Source organism: Candidatus Stoquefichus massiliensis AP9 (assembly GCF_000455285.1).
GTDB lineage: Bacteria > Bacillota_I > Bacilli_A > Erysipelotrichales > Coprobacillaceae > Stoquefichus > Stoquefichus massiliensis.
This window is the reverse complement of record NZ_HG005286.1, coordinates 30,117-45,667: the sequence shown is the minus strand read 5'-3', so window position 1 is coordinate 45,667 and position 15,551 is coordinate 30,117. Positions and strand designations below refer to the sequence as shown.

At 28.9% G+C, this 15,551-nt stretch carries 18 protein-coding genes; 15 read left to right on the top strand and 3 right to left on the bottom strand.

Annotated features, from left to right (window positions below):
* The first annotated feature begins 246 nt into the window (after nucleotides 1–246).
* Together BN350_RS04330 and murB are read left to right on the top strand one after the other, a co-directional pair.
* Nucleotides 247–834: a uracil-DNA glycosylase family protein gene (locus BN350_RS04330; protein ID WP_028042484.1), complete on the top strand. Its 588-nt coding sequence runs from the start codon at nucleotides 247–249 to the stop codon at nucleotides 832–834.
* Nucleotides 835–1,157: 323 nt separating this feature from the next.
* Nucleotides 1,158–2,069 (top strand): UDP-N-acetylmuramate dehydrogenase, encoded by a 912-nt coding sequence (gene murB / locus BN350_RS18475; protein ID WP_049945509.1) that lies wholly within the window; start codon nucleotides 1,158–1,160, stop codon nucleotides 2,067–2,069.
* On the opposite strand, the gene BN350_RS04320 is transcribed toward murB, so the two are convergent.
* Complete coding sequence (locus BN350_RS04320; RefSeq protein ID WP_028042483.1) at nucleotides 2,064–2,654, bottom strand: hypothetical protein; 591 nt, start codon at nucleotides 2,652–2,654, stop codon at nucleotides 2,064–2,066. The genes murB and BN350_RS04320 overlap by 6 nt on opposite strands.
* Before the next feature lie 254 nt (nucleotides 2,655–2,908).
* Between BN350_RS04320 and BN350_RS20550 the strand changes: the two genes are divergently transcribed.
* The 13 genes from BN350_RS20550 to BN350_RS04255 all read left to right on the top strand — a co-directional run bounded on the left by BN350_RS20550 (nucleotide 2,909) and on the right by BN350_RS04255 (nucleotide 12,817).
* A complete protein-coding gene (locus BN350_RS20550; RefSeq protein ID WP_155849092.1) occupies nucleotides 2,909–3,073 on the top strand; it encodes a hypothetical protein in 165 nt (54 codons plus the stop codon).
* Between the two features lie 218 nt (nucleotides 3,074–3,291).
* The gene (locus tag BN350_RS04310) at nucleotides 3,292–3,891 is read left to right on the top strand and encodes an SOS response-associated peptidase (protein ID WP_028042481.1); all 600 of its coding nucleotides are present in this window, start codon (nucleotides 3,292–3,294) and stop codon (nucleotides 3,889–3,891) included.
* A 60-nt stretch (nucleotides 3,892–3,951) separates the two neighbouring features.
* Nucleotides 3,952–4,404 carry a thioredoxin-dependent thiol peroxidase gene (gene bcp, locus BN350_RS04305; protein WP_028042480.1) on the top strand — a complete coding sequence of 151 codons (453 nt, stop codon included), beginning with the start codon at nucleotides 3,952–3,954 and terminating at the stop codon, nucleotides 4,402–4,404.
* Nucleotides 4,405–4,585: 181 nt separating this feature from the next.
* Nucleotides 4,586–4,792: a hypothetical protein gene (locus tag BN350_RS04300; RefSeq protein WP_028042479.1), complete on the top strand. Its 207-nt coding sequence runs from the start codon at nucleotides 4,586–4,588 to the stop codon at nucleotides 4,790–4,792.
* Between the two features lie 158 nt (nucleotides 4,793–4,950).
* Nucleotides 4,951–5,742 carry a Cof-type HAD-IIB family hydrolase gene (locus BN350_RS04295; RefSeq protein WP_028042478.1) on the top strand — a complete coding sequence of 264 codons (792 nt, stop codon included), beginning with the start codon at nucleotides 4,951–4,953 and terminating at the stop codon, nucleotides 5,740–5,742.
* A 4-nt stretch (nucleotides 5,743–5,746) separates the two neighbouring features.
* Nucleotides 5,747–6,568, top strand: a complete 822-nt coding sequence (locus BN350_RS04290) for a Cof-type HAD-IIB family hydrolase (protein ID WP_028042477.1) — start codon at nucleotides 5,747–5,749, stop codon at nucleotides 6,566–6,568.
* A 411-nt stretch (nucleotides 6,569–6,979) separates the two neighbouring features.
* Nucleotides 6,980–7,345 (top strand): YkvA family protein, encoded by a 366-nt coding sequence (locus BN350_RS04285; RefSeq protein WP_028042476.1) that lies wholly within the window; start codon nucleotides 6,980–6,982, stop codon nucleotides 7,343–7,345.
* An 11-nt stretch (nucleotides 7,346–7,356) separates the two neighbouring features.
* Nucleotides 7,357–8,187, top strand: coding sequence for a histidinol-phosphatase HisJ family protein (locus BN350_RS04280; protein WP_028042475.1), 831 nt, complete (start codon nucleotides 7,357–7,359; stop codon nucleotides 8,185–8,187).
* Nucleotides 8,188–9,030: 843 nt separating this feature from the next.
* Nucleotides 9,031–9,519, top strand: a complete 489-nt coding sequence (locus BN350_RS04275; protein ID WP_028042474.1) for a flavodoxin family protein — start codon at nucleotides 9,031–9,033, stop codon at nucleotides 9,517–9,519.
* Nucleotides 9,516–10,130, top strand: coding sequence for an NADPH-dependent FMN reductase family protein (locus BN350_RS04270; protein WP_028042473.1), 615 nt, complete (start codon nucleotides 9,516–9,518; stop codon nucleotides 10,128–10,130). The genes BN350_RS04275 and BN350_RS04270 overlap by 4 nt, the downstream gene beginning before the upstream one ends.
* An 85-nt stretch (nucleotides 10,131–10,215) precedes the next feature.
* Nucleotides 10,216–11,055 carry a MerR family transcriptional regulator gene (locus tag BN350_RS04265; RefSeq protein WP_028042472.1) on the top strand — a complete coding sequence of 280 codons (840 nt, stop codon included), beginning with the start codon at nucleotides 10,216–10,218 and terminating at the stop codon, nucleotides 11,053–11,055.
* Nucleotides 11,042–12,022 carry a serine hydrolase domain-containing protein gene (locus BN350_RS04260; protein WP_028042471.1) on the top strand — a complete coding sequence of 327 codons (981 nt, stop codon included), beginning with the start codon at nucleotides 11,042–11,044 and terminating at the stop codon, nucleotides 12,020–12,022. Before BN350_RS04265 ends, BN350_RS04260 begins: the two co-directional genes overlap by 14 nt.
* Before the next feature lie 78 nt (nucleotides 12,023–12,100).
* Entirely contained in the window at nucleotides 12,101–12,817 is a 717-nt protein-coding gene (locus BN350_RS04255) for a DUF554 domain-containing protein (RefSeq protein WP_028042470.1), read from the top strand.
* Nucleotides 12,818–13,963: 1,146 nt separating this feature from the next.
* Here BN350_RS04255 and BN350_RS04250 read toward each other — a convergent pair.
* Nucleotides 13,964–14,548 carry a DUF6434 domain-containing protein gene (locus tag BN350_RS04250; protein WP_028042469.1) on the bottom strand — a complete coding sequence of 195 codons (585 nt, stop codon included), beginning with the start codon at nucleotides 14,546–14,548 and terminating at the stop codon, nucleotides 13,964–13,966.
* The gene (locus BN350_RS20190; RefSeq protein ID WP_028042468.1) at nucleotides 14,541–15,509 is read right to left on the bottom strand and encodes a Gfo/Idh/MocA family protein; all 969 of its coding nucleotides are present in this window, start codon (nucleotides 15,507–15,509) and stop codon (nucleotides 14,541–14,543) included. Before BN350_RS20190 ends, BN350_RS04250 begins: the two co-directional genes overlap by 8 nt.
* Nucleotides 15,510–15,551 lie beyond the last annotated feature (42 nt).

The following is a 15,551-nucleotide window of genomic DNA, read 5'->3' as shown; positions in this document are numbered from 1 at the left end:
AAAAAGATATACTCGATGCTCTTAAATAACATTAATGCTGGAAGACCTTACCAATGATAAAGAACTGTTAAGTGGCATAAACAAGAGATGAGAGAATGCTTAAAGGACTGTAAAGATAAGTCGTTAGACTCATTCGTGATACATATGTTTGATATTCATATAGAAGAAAATATTTTAAAAATACTTTTATTATAATTTTTATTCCATATTAAAGATTATTTGGATATACTAAATAGAGGTGATTTGATGGATAAATTTGAAAATCTCAAAAAGGAATTATTAGCCTGTCATGTTTGTGAGAAATCTTTAGGCTATAAACCACATCCTATTTTTCAAGGACAACAGGATTCATTAATTATGCAAATCAGTCAAGCTCCTTCGCGTAAAGTTATGGAAACAGGATTACCATTCAATGATGCAAGTGGCGAAAAGTTAAGGAATGATTGGTATTATTTAACACGAGAACAATTTTATGATCCAGCTAATTTTTATATTACTTCTATTGGTAGATGTTTTCCTGGAAAAGCAAAAACAGGAGATAATCCACCATCACTTCAATGTGCACAATTGTTTTTAAAAAGAGAATTGGAAATGATTCATCCACAAATTTATATTTTAATTGGAGCACATGCTGCAAAATTCTTTTATCCAAACATATCATTAGAAGAACTTATTTTTAATGATCATCTTTTTAATGATAAACCTTTGTATGTATTGCCTCACCCATCTCCATTAAATAGAAAATGGTTAAAAGATCATCCAAAGTTTGAAAAAGAGAGAATTATTTATATTAGAAAACAGATACATAAAATAATAAAGCATTCACTAAAATAATAGTGAATGTTTTTTTATCTATATTATAGAAAGTCATTTAAAAATGTTAACATCAATATTAATCGTAGGCATTAAGTGAAACGGACAAATATGACAACAGGACCTGCTATAAAAAAAGTGTTTGATTTATTAAATAGGACAAAAAGACAGAAAAACTGGATTATAGTGAAGACAGTGAATCAGATGCTGGACTATTGTGATAATAGACTAGTGAAATAATGGAATCTTTCTTTTTATTGTATAAGCATATTTATTGTAATAAATCATAAAATATTGTTATAGTGGAATAAATATGTAAAGACTATAAAAGAAGGTGAGAATACATGATTAAACAACAACTAGATAAATTTCATATATTATATAAACAAAATATTTCTTTAAAGGATTATACAACATTACATATTGGTGGGAAGGCAGATTATATTGTTTTTCCTAAATCTGTTTTTGAAGTCCAAAAATGTATTGAAATTTTTAATAAATGTTATATGCCATATACAGTCTTAGGAAGAGGTAGTAATGTTTTGGCATTAGATGAAGGATATAAAGGAGCTATTATCATTTTGACAGATTATTTTTCTCGTGTTGAAAGGCTTAATGAAACATGTGTAAAAGTAGAATCCGGAATGACTTTAAAGCAATTATGTCAATTCTGTTTAAAACATAACTTAACAGGTTTAGAATTTGCATGTGGTATACCAGGAAGTATTGGTGGTGCTATTTATATGAATGCTGGGGCATATGGTGGTGAGATGAAGGATATTGTTGAGAGTGTCACATATCTAGATGAACAAAATAATATCAAAATTTTATTGAAAGATGATTTAATGTTTGGCTATCGACATAGTTATTTTACAGAACATCAAGGAATTATTTTAGAAGTTATTTATCAACTAGATTTGGGAGAACAACCAGTTATTCATGATAAAATGAATGAATTTATGGAAAGAAGATATGCAAGACAGCCAATGGATGCATATAGTGCTGGGAGTACTTTTAAAAGACCAAATGGTTACTATGCTTCTGCTTTAATTAAAGAATGTGGATTACAGGGATTATGCATTGGTGATGCTGAAGTTTCAAGAAAACATGCAGGATTCTTAATTAATAAAGGTAAGGCAACAAGTCATGATTTCTTGCAATTAATAAATAAAGTTCAAGAAAGAGTTTATGAACAAACAGGATATATGTTAGAAAGAGAAGTTCAGATACTTAGTCATAAAGAAAAGACCTTATGAGGTCTTAGGTAATATAATTTTTCTTCTTTTTTTAGAACAATTTCTATCATAAATAAGCGAATGAATATTCATAGAAATTAATTCATTTTTATGAAAAGTAGTCAGAGTTAATTCTTTTGTTTGATAATCAAAACAATATACTGTTGTGACACAATTAATAAAAAGATATCTATAAAAGAAATGAGAATAATTTAATGATAATAAATATTCTTTTATTTGATTTTCTTGTATATTATGACAATGAGAAAAAATATAAAGTCCGTTATTTTGATATTGTTCATAATTTTTGCTTTTTGATATTTTTCGGGTAATAGCATTATTAATATTATTAATAATATGAGAAATATTTTGACTGCTGTGATCAAATGGATTCATATCTAAAGAGGCATATAGTGGTTTCTTCATGTCTGCAACGGCTTCTTCTGGTGTTAATGCTTGAGTGACTTCTATTCCATAATGTAAAAGAGGAATACGTAAATCTGGCTTATCAGATTGAATAATATGATGCTCCTTAATATTGAATATATGCGCAAGTGTCAAGGCAGCATATTTTTCGAAATAATTTTTACTATAACTTTCATTCATTGGTTTCACATCCTTAGTTTTATTATACAGTTATTATTGATAAATGTTGACTATTATGAGATATCTTTTAAAATTAAAGTGAAAGATAAAGATGTGATGGAAATGTTAAAAAACTTATAATTATTGGATTGATTATTATAGTTGCTTTAAGTGTAATATTTATATATTATACATATTCTATTCAAAATTATTTATTTTCTCCAGAATATCATTCTATTCAGGATTTTGAAAGTTTATCAGGAGTCAAGATATATATGAGACGAGATTGTGTAGAATTCATAGAGGATAATCATCAAGTTTTATTACAGGATGTATCTAATGAGTTATTATTGTCAACGTATGGTATAGAAAATAAAAATGAAATGACGTATGACATTATTGTTGGAAAACAATGTTTCTATAGAGTTTATATTAATTAACCAGACTATAGCGAAATAAATAATAGTATAATGAACAAAACAAACTTAGGCACAATATATCAATATAATTCTAAAGAAGGATATGATGAAACACTTATCTATACAAATACTGAAATTTATAGAAATGATTATGTTAGAGTATAAATACTTTTGTAATAAGTTCAAGAAACTGTTTTAAATCATTGATAATGGTAATAGTAAAATAAGGAGGTATTTCAATGTGTGGAAGATATTATTTTGATGGTGAAACATATCGTTTGACAAGTCAAATTGTACAAGATAATGAGTATATGTTTGATGAAATAGAAAGAGATTTCTATCCAGGAGACAATATTCCTGTGATTTTATCTCAAGATCAAACATTAGTATTAAAACCTATGAAATGGGGTTATTCTATGAAGTCAAATTCTCAACGAGTCATTAATGCACGTAGTGAAACATTGTTAGAAAAGAAAATGTTTGCAAATGATGCAGCAACACATCGTTGTTTAGTTCCAGCTAAAGGTTTTTATGAGTGGGATTCACATAAACATAAGTTTGCATTTGAATCACCAAATAATCGTTATTTATTGATGGCAGGAATTTATCGTGAAAAGGAAAATGAAGTCACAATTATAACGACCAATGCTAATGAATTGATGGAACCAATTCATTCTAGAATGCCTTTAATGATTCCAGAAGAAGATATTCAAAGATGGTTATTTGATAATCATTATTTAGAATACTTTTTAACATCTGTAAGCACTGAATTAAATATTGTGTCAGGAGAAATGCAGCAATCCTTATTTGAAGACAATGATTTATTTCATAAAAAATAAAGCATTTGGTTTGCCTTTAAAATAGAGAATAGGTAATATAATAACAAGGAGTGTGAAATTATGTTAGAAGTGGGAATGAAAGCACCAGATTTTACATTATTAAATCAAAATGGAGAAGAAATATCTTTAAGTGATTATCGTGGTAAGAAAGTGATTTTATATTTTTATCCCAAAGATAATACACCAGGATGTACAAAACAAGCTTGTGGTTTTGCTGAAAACTATCCTCAATTTCAAGAAAAAGATGCTGTTATATTAGGAGTTAGTAAAGATTCAGTCAAATCACATAAGAAATTTGAGGAAAAATTTCAATTACCTTTTCCTTTATTATCTGATTCTCAAAGAACAGTGATTGAAGCTTATGATGTTTGGAAAGAAAAAAATATGTATGGAAAAAAGGTTATGGGTGTTGTGAGAACAACTTATCTCATTAATGAAGAGGGTATCATTGAAAAAGTTTTTGATAAAGTAAAAGCAGCTGATAATCCCAATCAAATGTTAAATGAAGTTTAGAAATTCATGATATGAGTTTCTTTTTTTTGTAATCTATGAAGTTGATTGGTGTAAATGCTTATAAAAATAAGGAAAACATAAAAAAGATTATAATTATACTCAAGAGGATAATTATGGATATAACAAAAGGAAAGAAATATTTATTAAGTTCTCAAAAACATTAAAGGGAGAATATCATCAGGTGCATCATTTGATTCCTAATGAAGTTTTGGTTCAGTTCTTAAAGAAATATGATGTGAATAAAACTGAAATGAACTATTTAGTAGGTCAATCTGATAGCGACTGGAATGCTATTGTACTATTAATGCAAGGTAATGCAGTTTGTCATTTGGAATCGCATAATTTCTATGACGAATTAATTAGAACTATTTTATTCAGTCGAGAATGAGACAATTGAATGAAATATTGATGAGTTTACAGAAAAGATTCTCATTCCAGAAATTCTTGAAAGTTAAGAAAAAAGATGCTTTGTCCTATGAAGACAGAGTGTTTTTGTGTATTCTTATTATAAAAATATGGTATACTGACTACATATGGAGGTAGGTTATGATTAAATTAATCGCAACTGATATGGATGGAACATTTTTAGATTCACAAAAGACATTTGATAAATCATTTTTTGATTTATTTTACCAGTTAAAAGAGAAAAATATAAAATTTGTCATAGCAAGTGGAAATCAGTATTACCGTCTCTATCAAAAGTTTTTACCATTAAGTGAGCAAATGTATTTCATTGCAGAAAATGGCAGTTATATAGCTGATGGAACAACTGAGTTATATTGTAATACAATTCAAAATAAAGATATTGACGTTATAAAAAAATTCCTTTTAGAAATTCCTAGATTGATTATGGTATTATGTGGCCGTAAAGGAGCCTATATCTTAAAGAATCATTATTTTTTAAGAAATGAAATTAAGAAATATTATTGTGCTTATACATTTGTAGATTCATTTGAAGAAGTGGAAGATGAATTTATGAAGATTTCATTATATGATACACAGCATCATAATAATGAAATATTGAATAGTATTCAAAATCAGTTACCTCAATCAGTTAAAGTTGTTACTTCAGGTAATGAGTGGATGGACATTCAAAATAAAAATATTAATAAAGGCATTGCTATAAAATATTTACAAAGTATTTATGATATATATCCTGATGAATGTATGGCTTTTGGTGATCAAATGAATGATTATGAAATGTTACAAGAGGTGAAATATGCATATGCTATGAGTAATGCTGTTAAACCTATTCAGGAAGTGGCCTATGAGGTGATTGGATCTAATGATGAACAAAGTGTAATATGTAAAATCAAAGAAATATTAAACAAGGAGTAAGTGTATGAATGATTTAAAGGTTGTTGCAATGGATATGGATGGAACTCTCTTGACTGCAGGGCAAGAGATCCTTCCCTATACAAAAGAGATACTTATGAAGCTTCAGAAAACTGGTGTTTCATTAGTACTAGCAAGTGGTAGAGATATAGATAGTTTACAGAAAATAGGTCAAAAGTTAAATTTATCGGCATATTCTCAAAATGGGTATATCTGTTTAAATGGATTAGAAATATATGATGCAAAAGGGAATCAACTTCATCAGGAAGAAAAACTAAAGAGGGAAGATGCAATTGTTTTAGCAAACTTAGCTAAACAATATTCTATTGATATGATTCTGTTTTTTAAAAATGATTTATATATTATGGATTTTGGTGAGACAGGAATCACAGAGCACCATTTTATGACTTCTACAAAATATAAAATAAGAGATATTAATGATATTCCTATTCATGAATTTGAAGATTTAAGAAAAATTGCTTTTATACAAGCCCCTACACATATTCGTAAAGTTATTCCTATCTTACAAAAACAGTATCATCATCAGTTTGATATATGTAAAGTTGAGCCAGAGTGGGTTGAAATTAATCCCTATGGGACCAATAAAGGAACAGCACTTATGAAATATGCAGAAATAAAAAATGTTTCTATTGATCATATTGTTGCTTTTGGAAATGGTGAAAATGATATGGAAATGCTTAAACTTGCTGGAAGAGGTATTGCTATGGAGAATTCATTTGAAAATGTAAAAACAATTGCTGATGATGTTTGTGGTGATAATGAACATGATGGGATTGGGTTGTACTTACAAAAATATTTAGAAATATAAGGGAATGATGAAACAAGGTATACGTTTGATTTTATTAGATATAGATGGAACACTTATCAGCCAGTTCATTATGTAGTTTGTAGAACACTATGAAAAGAGCCTAAGAAGGTTTGAAACAATAAGAAATTGGGAGAAGATATAGTGGAAATAGCCACAAGTTTTTGTATAAGGAGACTTATTTCCTCCTAAAATGATGAACCAATAGAATCTTGAAATCAATGATGTAAATAGAAAAGCGAAAAATAGATATAGTCTTTTACGCTCTTAAAAAAGTGATTAAATAAAAATTATATGATAACAAGAAAAATGCTTAAAGCATAAAATTTAATTTTTAGTGCTGTATACTATTGGAATGAGATTGTGAATAAAAGATGAAAATAGTAAGATAGAGATAATAGAGAGGATATAGGAATGAGTTTAAAGGAAAAAGCAAAACAATTAAAGAGTGATATACCAACAGTTTATTTGGTATTAAAAGATAAAGAAACTCCCATTCTTGCAAAAATGATGGCAGCTGTGACAGTTATGTATGCTTTATCACCAATTGATTTGATTCCTGATTTTATACCAGTATTGGGTTATTTAGATGATGTAATTATACTACCTTTCTTTGTCTTCTTAACTCTTAAACTCATTCCACTTGATATCTGGCAAAAAAATTCACAGTTATCTGAAGATATATGGAAGAATGGAAAACCTAAGAAATGGTATTATGCTATTCCAATTGTTGGTATTTGGATTGTTTTATTAGGAATTGTTGTTAAATTCATGGGATAGGAGGAATGTTTATGTATTGTGATTATCATGTGCATACAGATTATAGTGATGATTCGACATATTTAATCGAGGATGTTATAAAAGATGCGATTGATAAAGGAATTGATGAAATATGTATAACAGATCATGTTGATTATGGGATTAAAGACGATTGGGAAGAAGTAGAAATAATGATCTATCGTGATGGTATGCCACTTGCGAATGTTGATTATCCAAGATGGGAAAAGGAATTAACTGGACTTCAACAAGTTTATCAAGATCAAATCAAGATAAAGATGGGAATGGAATTTGGTATGCAAGTTCATACGATTCATCAATATCAAAAATTGTTTCAAAGATATCCTTTTGATTTTATAATTTTATCAGTTCATCAAGTAGAAGATAAAGAGTTTTGGACACAGGATTTTCAAAGAGGAAGAACACAACAAGAATATATTGAAAGATATTATCAGGAAATGCTTGAACTTGTAAAAATCTATAAAGATTATAGTGTTCTTGGACATATGGACTTAATTGTCCGTTATGATGAAAATGGTTTGTATCCTTTTGAAAGAATTAAACCAATGATTCAAGAAATATTGAAGATTGTAATAGAGGATGGAAAAGGAATTGAAGTAAATACATCTTATCACCGTTATGGTTTAAATGATATGACACCTAGTCGTGATATTTTAAGACTTTATAACAAATTAGGTGGAAAAATCATAACAATTGGAAGTGACTCACATAAAAAAGAACATTTAGGGGCTTATATTGAAGAAACAAAGGATGAATTGAAGAAACTGGGATTTGAATATTATTGTACTTATGAACAGATGAGACCTTTTTTTCATAAACTGTAATTATCATTGATAAAGTCAAATTTACACTTATAGAAGATACAAATAATTTAATTACTACTTGTATAGAGATATGTTACTACAAATGAAGAACTGATACTAAGTTTAGAAGGTATTGCTATTGGATTGGCAGTTAAGTTATTAATTGTACGCAAAAAGTAATGAACTATAAAATGATATACTGTATGATTTATTACACTTAGAAATATTTTGTTTAATGAAAGGCCTATAATGTATTTCAGTTGTATTAAACGCTACAGATACTCGTGACGACTGTAACTGGAAGACGTAGGCTCATTTTTTGCGTATATAGAAGTAGGAGGGTATTTTTAGAATCAACTATTTTCTATAAACAATTATTATATAATGTGCTTGTAGTCATACCTCACATCAATATTTCTTTTTTTACCTAACTATAAATTCAATCGGGAGGTATGAATATGACTTATAAAACAAAGAATTGAAAAGCAGATACTCTTTTAAAGGATTATTTTTCTGATCATTGTTATTTTACTAACGTGACTAATGCAACAATCTTTGATGGCTGACAGGTTGTTCTTCCTGATAATATAACCGACTATGACACTAGTACATCCACATATTATGATGAAAAGGGTGCTACTGTTACCATTGATAGGAATCATGATGTCATCAAGAATAGAGTTAGAGGTAGGGAATTGTGATATAAAGCAAGAATTTTCGGCATTGAAACTGAAGAGGATACACTTGATGATCTTCAATAAAACTTAGTTGTATATGTAAGTAACATGCACTTTTATGTATTTGACCGAATTTGTGTAGATTATCGTAGACATACGCATTATAATAGTCAAAAGAGGTACAGATATGAAATTGATTATTACAGATATAGAAGATTTCCATGTTCAAATAGATGGTGAATATAAGATTATAAAACCACATGCACATATTCAACATTGTATAGGGTGTTTTGGATGTTGGGTAAAAACACCAGGAAAGTGTATTATTCGTGATGGTTTTGAGAATACAGGAATTTTGATGAGTCAAAGTATTGAAATGATTTTTGTAAGTCAATGTTACTATGGAAGTGTAAGTCCCTTTGTGAAGATGGTGCAAGATAGAGCAATTTCTTATATACATCCTGATTTTGTTATTCGTGAAGGGGAAATGCATCATAAACGCAGATATCAAAATGTTATCACATTATCTGCATATTTATATGGAGATAAGATAAGTGATGCTGAAAAGGAAACAGCACGAAGTCTTATGAAGGCTAATGCTTTGAATTATGATGGAAAAGTCAAGAATGTAAGTTTCTATAACTCTCTTAAAGAATTGGAGGATATTGTTTTATGAGAATAGCATTCATTGATGGAAGTCCAAAGATTAAACAAAGTACAAGTGGTATTCTACTTGAAGATATAAAATCTAGTATATCTCAACAGGCAGAATGTATTGACATAACTATGCATAAACAAAAACTTTCAGATATACAATTAGAGCAATTAAAATCTGTTGATGTATTTGTTATTTCTTGTCCACTTTATGTCGATGGCATACCGGGACATTTATTATCATGTCTAGGCCAACTTGAAGAAACTTTTAAAAATCAATTACAAATCAATGTCTATGGAATAGTTAATTGTGGGTTCTATGAAGGGCAGCAAGCAAGGTATGCTTTGAATATTTTAGAAAATTGGTGCATTAAGACAGGATTGATTTGGAGTGGCGGTATTGGTATTGGTGGAGGAGGAGGCATTTCTCAGATGCCTAATGGGCCTCGAGTACCTATTAACAAAGCATTTCAAGAAATGGGAAATAATATTATGCAAAAACAAATACAAAAGAATCAATATGTTTCTATTGCTTTCCCAAGATTTTTATATAAGGTAGCAGCACAGTTTGGATGGCGTCAACTTATGAAATCCAATGGTGGAAAACCAAAAGATTTAAATAAACAATGGTGATAAGGGTATAAGATAATTGTCTTATACTTTTTTGTTGACTTTTCCCTTAGGGAAAGGTGTAAACTAAGCATATGGAGGATGTTATATGTTATCGATTGGAGAGTTTTCTAATATTTGTAAAGTATCTACAAAAACATTACGTTATTATGCACAAATAGGATTAATATTGCCTATAGAAATTAATCCTGAAAATGGTTATCGTTATTATTCAATTGATCAGTTAGAAACGATGTTAATGATTAATCGCTTAAAATCATATCACTTTTCTTTAGATGAAATTAAACAAATATTAGAATTAGGTGAATCACAAAATACAGTTTTGTTTATGAAGTTGAATCAAAAGAAAGAAGATATCAAAAAACAGTTACAAGTCTATGAAAATAACCTAATACAAATTGAAGAAGATATGAATAATATTAAAAATGGCAAAACAATCATGTCTTATTTAGATAAGATTGATGTTCAATTAATAGATGTTTCACCTATTAATATTTTATCTATTCGTAAAATGATTCTTGAAGATGGATTTCCACAGGAATATCAAAAATGTTTTGGAGCATTGTTAGAAAGAATAAAGAAAGAAGATTTAAAAGTGTCTGCATCACCAATGGTTCTTTTTCATAGTGATCAATTTACATCATTAGGATTAGATACAGAATTTGCTATTCCAGTAAAAGAAAAGACAACGAGAACAAGATTATTTGATCCAGGACTTTGTTTAAAAACAGTTCTCTATGGTTCATATTCTGGCTTGCCATCTGTCTATATGAAACAAAGAGAATGGGCAGAACAAAATAATTATGAATGTAGTGATGCAGTTTTTGAAGTCTATATTAATGATCCAAGTTGTATTACTAATGAAAATGAATTGATCACAGAAGTTTATTATCCAGTGAGAAAGGGAGATAACAATGAATCAAGATAAAAGAAATGAATTGGAAAAGAAAATAAAAGAAGAGTATAGCAATACTATGGGAATAGTTATTATGAAAAATAATGAATTACAGTATGAGCAGTATTTTCAAGGATGCACAGATCAATCTTGCGTCCATGTTTATTCGGTAACAAAAAGCATAATATCTTTACTAATTGGAATAGCAATTGATAAAGGATATATCCAAAGTGTTCATCAGAAAGTCTTAGATTTCTTTCCAGAATACCAGATAAAAAGGAATCAGAAATCAATCAAAGAATTGACTCTTGAACATCTGTTAACAATGACAACACCATATCAATATAAAGATTCACCATTATCATATATAAAATACTTTATGAGTAAAGATCATTTAAAACACACTCTTAAGTTATTGGGTGGAAAAGATTCTATAGGAGAATTTAGATATACACCTATTATTGGTCCAGATATTTTATCTGGTATTCTGGTGAAAGTGTCTGAACAATCAGTCTATGATTTTGCAAATGAAAATTTATTTAAGCCATTAGGAATAACAGTTGCAAAAAATCTTCTTTTTCATAGTGCAAAAGGACAAACAGCATTTAATAGTTCGACAACAATAAGTGGTTGGGCAGTGGACGATCAAGGATTAAATACTGCAGCTTGGGGATTAAGTCTCACAGCAATGGATATGGCTAAGATTGGACAATTGTATTTGAATAACGGAAAGTGGGATAATCAGCAAATTGTTTCTTCCCAATGGATTCAGGAAAGTCATCAAGAGCACAGTTTGTGGACTGAGAATCAATTAAAATATGGTTATCTTTGGTGGATGATTGATGAACAAAGTCGTGCAGCTATGGGAGATGGTGGAAATGTTATTTATATAAATTATGAAAAACAATTGGTTATTTCTATAGCATCACTTTTTGTTGAGAATGCTAAAGATCGAATTGTGTTTATTAAAAATGATATAGAGCCACTATTTAATTTATAAATAGAGAATATTAGGTATTGCTTTGCCTATGAAGATGTCCTATTATATAAGGAAGTTAGAAATATAAGGGGAATTAAAATGATTGGATTAGGAACAGTAGTCAATACATGCGCAATTATATTAGGTGGTATAGGTGGTTTGTTATTTGGTTCTCGTTTGCATCAAAGATATCATGATACATTAATGAGTGCAACGGGAATTTGTGTCTTGTTTTTAGGAATTATAGGAACTATGGAAAATATATTGACAATTCAAAATGGTCAATTGGTAAGTGGTAGTTCGATGATGATTATTGCAAGCTTAGCAATTGGTGGGATAATAGGAGAATTTCTCAATATAGAATTATATTTTGAAAACTTTGGTGAGAGGTTAAAACGCATAACAAAAAGTCAGGAAGACAATACTTTTGTTGATGCTTTCGTTACAACAACGCTTACTGTTTGTATAGGTGCTATGGCAATTGTTGGAGCTTTGCAAGATGGATTAGCAGGAGATATTTCTACTTTACAGGCAAAAGCTGTACTGGATGCTATCATAGTATTAGTGATGACTGCCTCAAAAGGAAAAGGCTGTATTTTTGCTGCTATCCCTGTTTTTCTGTTTCAGGGAAGTATCACTTTACTTGCTGGATTGATAGAACTTATTATGACACCGTCTGCATTTACAAATCTTTCATTAGTTGGATCTATTTTGATATTCTGTATTGGTATCAATCTTGTTTGGGGCAAGAAAGTCAAAACTGCAAATTTATTACCAGCTATTGTTATTTCTGTTATATTTTCATATGTGATGTGAAAGTGATTTATGAATGAATAATAACTTTTTAAGATTTATATATGATAAGTTCATTCTTGATTTAATAAAAGTTATTTTTATTGTAAATTGCTTGAAATATAAGCATAATATGCATATGACAACTTATTATTTGGCTTGTTCGAAAGAACTGGGTCACTGAAGACGAGGACACTTCCCCGTCATTTTTTATTATAAGGGAAAATAAAGGTGAAAGAATTAAGTATATTTGTTGATGAATCAAGAGATTTTCCCAGAGATGAACAAATGTAAAGAATCACTAAGTTAACTTAATATAGACCAGAAATTTATACATACTGGACCAATTGGAGACTATCAAAATTAACATTTGATCAAAGAAGAGCATTAATATATAAAATGAGAATGTTTTATTTACATGCCTCTACCTTACATCACACTCTTGTTGTAAATAAAAGACATGTAAAAGATAAATTTCAATTGAATTCATTATCAACAAAAGGTATAAAAGAAATAATTGAAAAAATTTTTTATATTTCTAGTTTTTAGATAAAATCATTGTTTATTATGATAATGAACAACAGGAGTTAAGCATGGTATTAAATACAGTATTATGCTTATGTTTAAATAATGTGGAGTTTAGAAGAACTCAGTAGGATCAATATATACTTTTACAATTAGCAGGTTTATCTGTACCTTTGAGTTATTAAATCTTAAGTTTGATGAAAAACGATTCTTCTATAAAAGAGTTTTATTAAAATTTTAGGGGAAAAAGAATATATAATGTAAGAAAGTTGTTAGAGTATAATCCCACTGAGATTAACTTAATAGGATTAAAAATAATAAAGTATAAGAAAAAATACAAATAGTATTGAATTATGTCAAGACGATTTGTATTTAAATGTAATAAGCATTCTTGTTTTATGACGTTAGTAAGAATATACAAGAAAAGGAATCATTGCATCATTTCACTGGTTTATTATCACAATAGTCTAGTTTCAGTAAGTTTCTTGCCCTCTGGATAATGTAGGTCTGTTGATAGACTCATATTTGTCTGTAAGTCGCTCACTTGTTTCTTTTATAACACTGATTGGATCCTCATGATAATTTTAACATTGACTATGGCTGTGTGTCTAACCCTTATAGGCATCATAACCTTAGCGATAATTATCACAAGTGTTTTTCTTTTAATGCTATAAGATCACTTTCTTCATAGCGATTATGTCCAGATAATGATTTCTTATATTTCCAACATGCAATTGCTTGATCTAAAGATTTACCAGGGTTATGATCAAAAAAATCACGAATATAAGTATTGTATTCAAATTGTTTGTCTATTTGTGTACGACCTTTTTTCTTATCATCTAATATTTGATAATATGCTGCAATTGCCTCTTTATATGTCTTTCCGGTATTCGTTTTCAACCATTTTTGAAAAGCAACTGGAAATGTAAAACTCGGACCAATCTTTTCTTTAAAGAAAGCACGATGTATTTCAGAACAAATAAAATTTGGTTCTATTTGTGTTTCTTCTGTAATATTTGAAATAATAACTTGAGGACGAGATTTTATTTTTGTTTTTAAAATCTCACCAGTTTCTAAATAATGTGCAATTCTTTTAGTGATATCTATTTTGCTACCAGATACTGGTAGATTATATTGTCTACAAAAAGCAACCAGTTCTTCCTTTAAATAGTAATAATTTAAAAAAGTATCAGCACTTAATGTTTTTGTGAGTGGTGGTCTTTTATCCATTGTGATTTCCTTTCCATTGTTGATAGAGTGTTACAACCAAATGACAAGCTTCTATTGTTTTTGCTGGTGTCATAATTGGACTTGTGATTAAGTCTTGTTTCAAACAGTTATGAATATGATTGATTTCATAAACAAATTCACTTTGATAAGGGAAATCAAAATGTTCAGTCTGACCATTATGAAAATAAATATCTAATTGAGATGATTTCCAGTAATTTGGAATCACAATATATCCTTTCTCACCATAGAATACAGCTTCATTTTTTAATGCAACATTCATAGCAATTGTTGAAGAAACAAGAATCCTTTGATTTATTTTTAATTGAAAGTTACAAATTTCATCACTGCCAGTAGGACACTTTAAACAGCTTCCATCAATTTCAAAATAAGGTTGATCAAATAGAAATTGCATCAATTCAATTGTATAAGTAGCACTTCCATATAAAGAACCACCACCCATAGATAAATCATACATCCAATGACTGTAATCAAAACGACCTGGGAATCCAGCTTTCAGTTCAATATATTTCAAATCCCCAATAATACCTTGATTTAATAATTCTTTTAATTTTAAAGTTGTTGGTAGAAAAACACATTTCTGTGCTTCCATAAGAAAACAATTCTGTTTTCTAGCAAGTTCAAAAAGTTCTAGTGCTTCTTTTGATGTTAAAGTAAAAGGCTTTTCGACAATCACATGTTTATGATGTAATAAAGCATTTTTACAATCACGATAATGAAAACCATTCACTGTAGGTATATAAACAATATCAATATTTTCATCATTATATAATTCTTCATAGTTTCCATAATAATGTTCTATTCCAAATTGTTTTGCAGCTGCTTTGGCTTTATCAAGTGTTCTTGATGCAATGGCATAAACTTCTCCATCTTGACTTTCTCTTATTCCAGCTATAAATCTTCCAATAATAGAAGCAGTACTTAATATTCCATAACGTATCATTTTTCATCACCCTCTTCATTATAGAGAAATCATAAATAGAAA

Coding starts and splice junctions, on each gene's coding strand:
- BN350_RS04265 (WP_028042472.1), top strand. CDS start 10,216: ATGTTATCGATTGGAGAGTTTTCTAATATTTGTAAAGTATCTACAAAA.
- murB (WP_049945509.1), top strand. CDS start 1,158: ATGATTAAACAACAACTAGATAAATTTCATATATTATATAAACAAAAT.
- BN350_RS04270 (WP_028042473.1), top strand. CDS start 9,516: ATGAGAATAGCATTCATTGATGGAAGTCCAAAGATTAAACAAAGTACA.
- BN350_RS04330 (WP_028042484.1), top strand. CDS start 247: ATGGATAAATTTGAAAATCTCAAAAAGGAATTATTAGCCTGTCATGTT.
- BN350_RS04320 (WP_028042483.1), bottom strand. CDS start 2,654: ATGAATGAAAGTTATAGTAAAAATTATTTCGAAAAATATGCTGCCTTG.
- BN350_RS04275 (WP_028042474.1), top strand. CDS start 9,031: ATGAAATTGATTATTACAGATATAGAAGATTTCCATGTTCAAATAGAT.
- BN350_RS04290 (WP_028042477.1), top strand. CDS start 5,747: ATGAATGATTTAAAGGTTGTTGCAATGGATATGGATGGAACTCTCTTG.
- BN350_RS04255 (WP_028042470.1), top strand. CDS start 12,101: ATGATTGGATTAGGAACAGTAGTCAATACATGCGCAATTATATTAGGT.
- BN350_RS04295 (WP_028042478.1), top strand. CDS start 4,951: ATGATTAAATTAATCGCAACTGATATGGATGGAACATTTTTAGATTCA.
- BN350_RS04280 (WP_028042475.1), top strand. CDS start 7,357: ATGTATTGTGATTATCATGTGCATACAGATTATAGTGATGATTCGACA.
- BN350_RS04260 (WP_028042471.1), top strand. CDS start 11,042: ATGAATCAAGATAAAAGAAATGAATTGGAAAAGAAAATAAAAGAAGAG.
- BN350_RS04250 (WP_028042469.1), bottom strand. CDS start 14,548: ATGGATAAAAGACCACCACTCACAAAAACATTAAGTGCTGATACTTTT.
- BN350_RS04285 (WP_028042476.1), top strand. CDS start 6,980: ATGAGTTTAAAGGAAAAAGCAAAACAATTAAAGAGTGATATACCAACA.
- bcp (WP_028042480.1), top strand. CDS start 3,952: ATGTTAGAAGTGGGAATGAAAGCACCAGATTTTACATTATTAAATCAA.
- BN350_RS20190 (WP_028042468.1), bottom strand. CDS start 15,509: ATGATACGTTATGGAATATTAAGTACTGCTTCTATTATTGGAAGATTT.
- BN350_RS20550 (WP_155849092.1), top strand. CDS start 2,909: ATGAGACGAGATTGTGTAGAATTCATAGAGGATAATCATCAAGTTTTA.
- BN350_RS04310 (WP_028042481.1), top strand. CDS start 3,292: ATGTGTGGAAGATATTATTTTGATGGTGAAACATATCGTTTGACAAGT.